Genomic DNA, 5,672 nt, shown 5'->3' on the forward strand with positions numbered 1-5,672 from the left:
CACCTAAAATTCCTCTTTTATCTTGGATGCTTTTTAATGATTCTACCAAGTGAGCTATGCGCTTACATGGTTCGCAGTGAAAAGTGAGCCGAATTGCCGCACCACTTTCAAAGGTTAGCAAAGAGCCAGGAATAAATGTCTCAAATTCTAAACCTTGAACTACAATATTTTCTCGCAATTCTCCTGGTTTAATTGATAAGTCTAAAATATCTTCATACCTAACAATTAAAATTTGCCTGGGGCTTATAGGATCGGCATTAATATCTCCTTCTATACCATGACTTACTTTTAAATTTAATGTTTTAAGCTCTACCATCTCAGAGCTTGGTTTTACTTTGCTGAAAAGATGCATGATTGAGAAAGTCATATTCATTCAGCGGCACGATAAATTTTAAATTGAGGAGGTGAATCAGGTAAATTATCAGATTTACTAAGAATGAATAAACTTCCATCTCCTCCACGTCCAATTCTTAAGTTTTCATCTAAGTAAGTAATATCCAATGTGGCAGTTCTACTAGTAGGATTATTAGCTGAAACAACCTTAAATGGGTTAAGCTGGGGAGTATTAATGCCAAGAATCTTCTCAATTGATAGATAGCGTTTCTCAAAATAGACGTTGATACGTTTGTTCTGTAGAGGCTCTAAATCTTCTTTGGCTGGCTCAAAGCTAGCTGTCACTTTGACATATCCCGATACTAACCCCAGAGGATGTTGAACTTTCGCTAGATTGAAAAACAATTTATTTGCAACATCAATCACTTGATAAACTTTACCCAGCTTTAATCCCAATGGAAGAGAAGCTAAAGAACGTATTTCTCTAGCTGTGGAGTATTGCAGTTGCCAAGCTCCCTCTAGCAAAGAAGTAGCATAGAGAAGAGGATTGAGATTGGGATTGACGCTCTCCAGTTCCGTTGTCAATTGTTCAATTTCTGCGGCTAAGGTTTTGTCTAGCTGCAAATCGGTAATGGGAGAGCCGTTGCTCTTACTTTGAATATTCTCAAGTTTTGCTTGTAATTTTTCCTTAATTAAAAGTTGATTGTTCAATGGTAAGAATTTTCCTTTACATATCCTATTATTTGAGTTCAAGTTTTATGCACTTCCCGCATAAAACTTAAATTATCTAGATGAGATTAGTCAATGAGTTGTGGGGTGGGAATTTGCGTATCGATATCCGCTTGGGAAAAAGTAGGGAGCAACCAGCTACTCTCACCCGCCTTGTTCAGTACCACTGAAACTTTACCAGATTTTAAATCCTTGAAAATTTCGATCGCGATCGCACCAACAATACCCATAAGATTAATTAATATTCCTACAAGCTCTCCTCAATATCCACTAAAAGTTGGTAACAGTTAACTATTAACTGATGGCTGATATCAAACTCTTAACTGGGTGACGGCAATATTACCGGAAAAACATACATCTACATCGCTGCCAGGAGTGCGATCGCGTTTGCCATATTCCCCTACATAATAAAAATTATCGCCTTCAATTCGATAGTTCACGGGCAAAGGTTTTGTACAAGCTTGGCAAAATACCACTTCAGGATCTGGTTCTCCTGGTTGCAGATGCGGTAGATTCACATTCCAGAAGCTTCCTGGCTCTAAGGGACGCTTGAGTAAATCCGCTAAAACTTCAGTTGTGAATTTGGCAGCCAGATCCCAATCAAAATTCAGCTTGGCTTTGCGATACTGAGAAATGGCAACTCCGGGAATACCGTGCATCGCGGCTTCTCGCACGGCGGCAACTGTGCCAGAAATATAAGCATCGACTCCCAAATTTCCCCCAGCGTTGATACCTGAAAGTACAAATTTGACATCTGCGGGGATTTGTGTTATTGCAATTCTCACGCAATCAGCGGGAGTACCTGCGATCGCATACTCAGTCTCAGAACGCCGCTGGAGGTTGATAGCATGAGTAGTAGTAACTTGATGTCCACAGCCAGACTGATGATCGGCAGGAGCTGCGATAATAGAATTTTTGCCATTTACAGCTTTAAGCAGCGCTTGGATACCGGGGGCATCAATGCCATCGTCGTTAGTTAAAAGTATAGTCATGTATATATGATATTGATTTAGCTAAAATATCAGAAAAATGCAGATATAAACCATCACATAGACATCTCTAGAAACTAAATATGCATTGTCTAGAACCCTTGTAGAGAGCTAGCAGGATAACGTCTTGACATTCTTTTTCACTCAGATATCTAATGAGTACGTCAGGAAAAGCTACTCGCAGATATGAAAAAATATGGCGTTGTTGAACAAAATATAAATCATGCGATATGATTTCTAGATGGTTTGCAAATTCCGCCCTCAGCATTTGGATTAACTCCCAAAATGGGCGGTGTTTCTTGTGACTAGTAAGGGGTTTAGCGCCAGGTTAATGCTTGCAACCGCCCTCAGAACAAGTTTGTGTAATCAAAAATCCCGTACAATATACATATTTGCTGGGAATATCAGAAATTTTACACTGAAGAAAATCGGGAACGAGGTGATTTTTGCAGTGGTTCTGTAGTATTTTTGGTGCAAGTCTGTCTTAGGGATCACACGATGAAACAGCTCCTCAAACAAGTTTTTAGCAGTCAAAAACACCTCATCTGGCTAATTCTACCTTTGGTGACGGTTATTTTCGCAGCCTCGCTATTTGCTACACCTGCTTTAGCCACAGGTGTGTATCAAATACCCAGTCTGACAGCAGGGAATGACACCTGGGTTTTGGATCAAGGTGAAGTCATCAGCCGTCTGAATGAAGGTAAGATTAGCAGCGCTTTTAAGGATTTGGCAAAGCAAACAGATAAGGAAGTCAGAATTGTTACTGTTCGCCGACTCGACTACGGTGAAACACCAGAAAGCTTTACTAAAGAACTGTTTGAAAAATGGTTTCCGACAAAAGCAGCCCAAGCTAATCAAACCTTGTTGGTTCTTGATACTGTTACCAATGGTACTGCCATTATTACGGGGGATGGAGTCAAGCCAATGCTTACTGACTCTATTGCCGAGAGTATAGCTACTGAAACAGTAAGTGTACCGTTACGCAATGGTGACAAATACAATCAGGCATTTCTCGATGCAAGCGATCGCCTTGTCGCCGTTCTCTCTGGCAAAGCCGATCCAGGGCCACCCCAAATAACTGACAAAGTGCAGGTTGGAGGTACTTTCAAGAAAGCAGAAGAAACCAACCAGGGTAATGCTACTGCTTGGGTAGTAGGATTGTTAATCGCTGCCACCGTTATCCCAATGGCAACTTACTATATCTATCAGATAAATCAGCCCTCATCTAATGGGTAATGGCAGAGTTGTTCAATTTTAGATTTTTAATTTTGGATTTTGGATTGAAAGAAAAATCTAAAATCTAAAATCTAAAATTGGCTTAATCTTGAACATATTCTTGCCCTGTAACTAAAGCTACCTCAGCCCGGACAAATTCTCGACCTAAATAAGCTGCATGATCTAATTGAGTTACAGGAGAGGGCTGAGTTTCTTCAAAAATTTTCACGCAAAGTTCTTTCGCCGTTCTAGCGCTAAAAACTGTTGTATGAGTTCGTTCTACCTTTTGTCGCGCCGGAATTACCTTTCCCGTTTCGGGATCGACAGCTAAACCGCGATCGTCAATCACATTGGTAAAATGCTTGGCATAAATTAACCCTGCGTCTCGATCTAAGTAAATAATAAAATATCCACCGGGATCGAGGTCAATATGACGCTGGGAAAGTTTATCATCAATTGCAACTAAATCTTCAATTATTAAATCCATAAGCATTATAAAAAGAAATTTTCTTTCTTGAGGGTTTTTACACTCTATATCAAGTGTAATTCCTATCTTCCTTAGTCTTCTTGATATCTTTCAGATATTTTTGATTTCTTTTACTTAAAAGAAAATCAGAGAACTAGACTTAATTATTCCGAATAGTGCCATCTGGCATGATGGTGTTACGAAAAGTAGTGCGACGCAAATTAGCTCCTTCCAAATTAGCTCCAGTCAAATCAGCTTCCCAGAAGTCGCATCCCCCCAAATCAGTTCTGCTCAAGTTAGCCCCGATTAAATCAGCCTTATGGAAGCTAGTGTTGTGAAATCTCGCTCCTCTCAAGTCTGTATTAGTCAGGTTAGCAACATTGATGCTAGCACGTCGCAAGTCTGCTCCTCTAAGATCGGCTTCGGTCAAATCGGCACTATTCAGACAGGCTTCAAACAATTTGGCATTAACTAAACTAACTGCCTTCAAAATAGCACTAGCAAGATAGAACTCCTCCATATTATTCCCAGTCAAGTCAGCACCGCTCAGATCAATCCCCGACAAATCTACGTCCAAGTTGACTCCAGAAAAGTTTCTTTCCCCAGCAGCATATCTTCTAATCAACTCATCACGATTCACATGAGCCATAAATATTTTCCTGAACTTATTAGGACTTACGCAGTGATGTTACGAAAGTAGTTCCTTTTCCTCAAATATTTTTCTCACTAAATGGCAACTCTGCATTAATTACCTCAATCTGCTGCTGTTCGAGTTGATTCACTTCCTTAATATAGGGACGGATAATTTGTCCTAAACGATTATTGTAAAAGCGATGCAGACTGTGATTGGGCATAGCGGGGAAACCACGGCGTTTTTTGTGTCGCCCACCCGCGCCAGGGTCAAAAATTTGGATACCGTTAGCGATCGCCCACTCAATCGGCGCATAATAGCAAGCATCAAAATGTAAGCAATCTATTTCTTGAAAACTTCCCCAATAGCGTCCGTAGAGTTTGTCATCTTTAAATAAACAAAAAGACATTCCTAAAGGATGAGAATCATCTTCCTCACTATATGCAGCAATAAACAAGACTCGATGGCGATAATCGGTGTGTAGCTGCTCAAAAAATCTCCGTGTGAGATACTTGCTACCCCACCAGCCAAACTTATCACAGGTGTCAGCATAGAATTGGTGCATCAAGGGAAACAAAGACTGAGGAATTTGATCGCCACTCAGCGGTTGCAATCGTAAACCTGCTTTTTCCACAGCTTTGCGTTCCCGCTTGATATTGCGGCGCTGATTAGCGTTAAACACCTTCAAGTAATCATCAAAAGTTTTAAAACCAGCATTTTCCCAGACATAGCTGTGGTGCAGCCAAGTTGTAAAGCCATGCCGTTCTAACATCGGACGCCATTGGGGATCGACGTAGAGAAAATGACACCCAGAAATCCGATTTTTAGAGCAAAAAGTGTCAATTTCATGCACCATCAGCGCTGTGATTTCATCCTCATCTTCTCCTGGGGCGATTAAGAAGCGATAACCTTCTGCTGGGGTAAATGGTGTCATTCCCAGCAATTTTGGGTAATATTGGACTCCGATGCGATCGGCTAACTCTGCCCATTGGTGATCGAAAACAAATTCACCAGAACTATGTCCTTTAAGATAAAGTGGCGCAGCAGCAATCAGCGTTTTATCTCGCCACAATGTCAAGTGATTTGGCAACCAACCAGTTTTAGCCGTAACACTCTGGGAAGTTTCGAGATTATTCAGCCACTCCCATTCTAAAAATGGCGTTTTGAGTGGCATTGCCAAAGCATTCCAGGCATTTTGGGGTACTTCAGCGATTTTGTTCGTCCAAACGACAGAATAGCGAGGCTTAAGTTGTTCCACCATCTTAGAGGAGTAGGGAGTAGGGAGTAGGGAGTAGGGAGTAGGGAGTGG

8 protein-coding genes are annotated in these 5,672 nt (G+C 41.0%); 1 reads left to right on the forward strand and 7 read right to left on the reverse strand.

Annotated elements, in window-relative coordinates; translation table 11 throughout:
* The 4 genes from IQ229_RS10620 to surE all read right to left on the reverse strand — a co-directional run.
* Window positions 1–367: MOSC domain-containing protein (locus tag IQ229_RS10620; protein WP_228013370.1), on the reverse strand; the 367-nt coding region annotated here is incomplete at its 3' end.
* Between the two features lie 2 nt (window positions 368–369).
* Window positions 370–1,044 (reverse strand): PAP/fibrillin family protein, encoded by a 675-nt coding sequence (locus IQ229_RS10625; protein ID WP_194043494.1) that lies wholly within the window; start codon window positions 1,042–1,044, stop codon window positions 370–372.
* 86 nt (window positions 1,045–1,130) lie between these two features.
* Window positions 1,131–1,292, reverse strand: a complete 162-nt coding sequence (locus IQ229_RS10630) for a hypothetical protein (RefSeq protein ID WP_194043506.1) — start codon at window positions 1,290–1,292, stop codon at window positions 1,131–1,133.
* 81 nt (window positions 1,293–1,373) lie between these two features.
* Window positions 1,374–2,054, reverse strand: a complete 681-nt coding sequence (gene surE / locus IQ229_RS10635) for a 5'/3'-nucleotidase SurE (protein WP_194043496.1) — start codon at window positions 2,052–2,054, stop codon at window positions 1,374–1,376.
* Between the two features lie 495 nt (window positions 2,055–2,549).
* Here surE and psb32 point away from each other — a divergent pair, with 495 nt between their 5' ends.
* Window positions 2,550–3,287: a photosystem II repair protein Psb32 gene (psb32, locus tag IQ229_RS10640; protein WP_194043498.1), complete on the forward strand. Its 738-nt coding sequence runs from the start codon at window positions 2,550–2,552 to the stop codon at window positions 3,285–3,287.
* A gap of 82 nt (window positions 3,288–3,369) precedes the next feature.
* Here the strand turns inward: psb32 and IQ229_RS10645 are convergent, their stop codons facing one another.
* The 3 genes from IQ229_RS10645 to IQ229_RS10655 form a co-directional block, all read right to left on the reverse strand.
* Window positions 3,370–3,753 (reverse strand): DUF4346 domain-containing protein, encoded by a 384-nt coding sequence (locus tag IQ229_RS10645; protein ID WP_194043502.1) that lies wholly within the window; start codon window positions 3,751–3,753, stop codon window positions 3,370–3,372.
* A 139-nt stretch (window positions 3,754–3,892) separates the two neighbouring features.
* Window positions 3,893–4,381, reverse strand: a complete 489-nt coding sequence (locus IQ229_RS10650) for a pentapeptide repeat-containing protein (RefSeq protein ID WP_194043500.1) — start codon at window positions 4,379–4,381, stop codon at window positions 3,893–3,895.
* 61 nt (window positions 4,382–4,442) lie between these two features.
* Window positions 4,443–5,624 (reverse strand): GNAT family N-acetyltransferase, encoded by a 1,182-nt coding sequence (locus IQ229_RS10655; RefSeq protein WP_194043504.1) that lies wholly within the window; start codon window positions 5,622–5,624, stop codon window positions 4,443–4,445.
* Window positions 5,625–5,672: the final 48 nt, after the last annotated feature.

It is taken from the genome of Nostoc cf. edaphicum LEGE 07299, assembly GCF_015207245.1.
Classification (GTDB): domain Bacteria; phylum Cyanobacteriota; class Cyanobacteriia; order Cyanobacteriales; family Nostocaceae; genus Nostoc; species Nostoc edaphicum_B.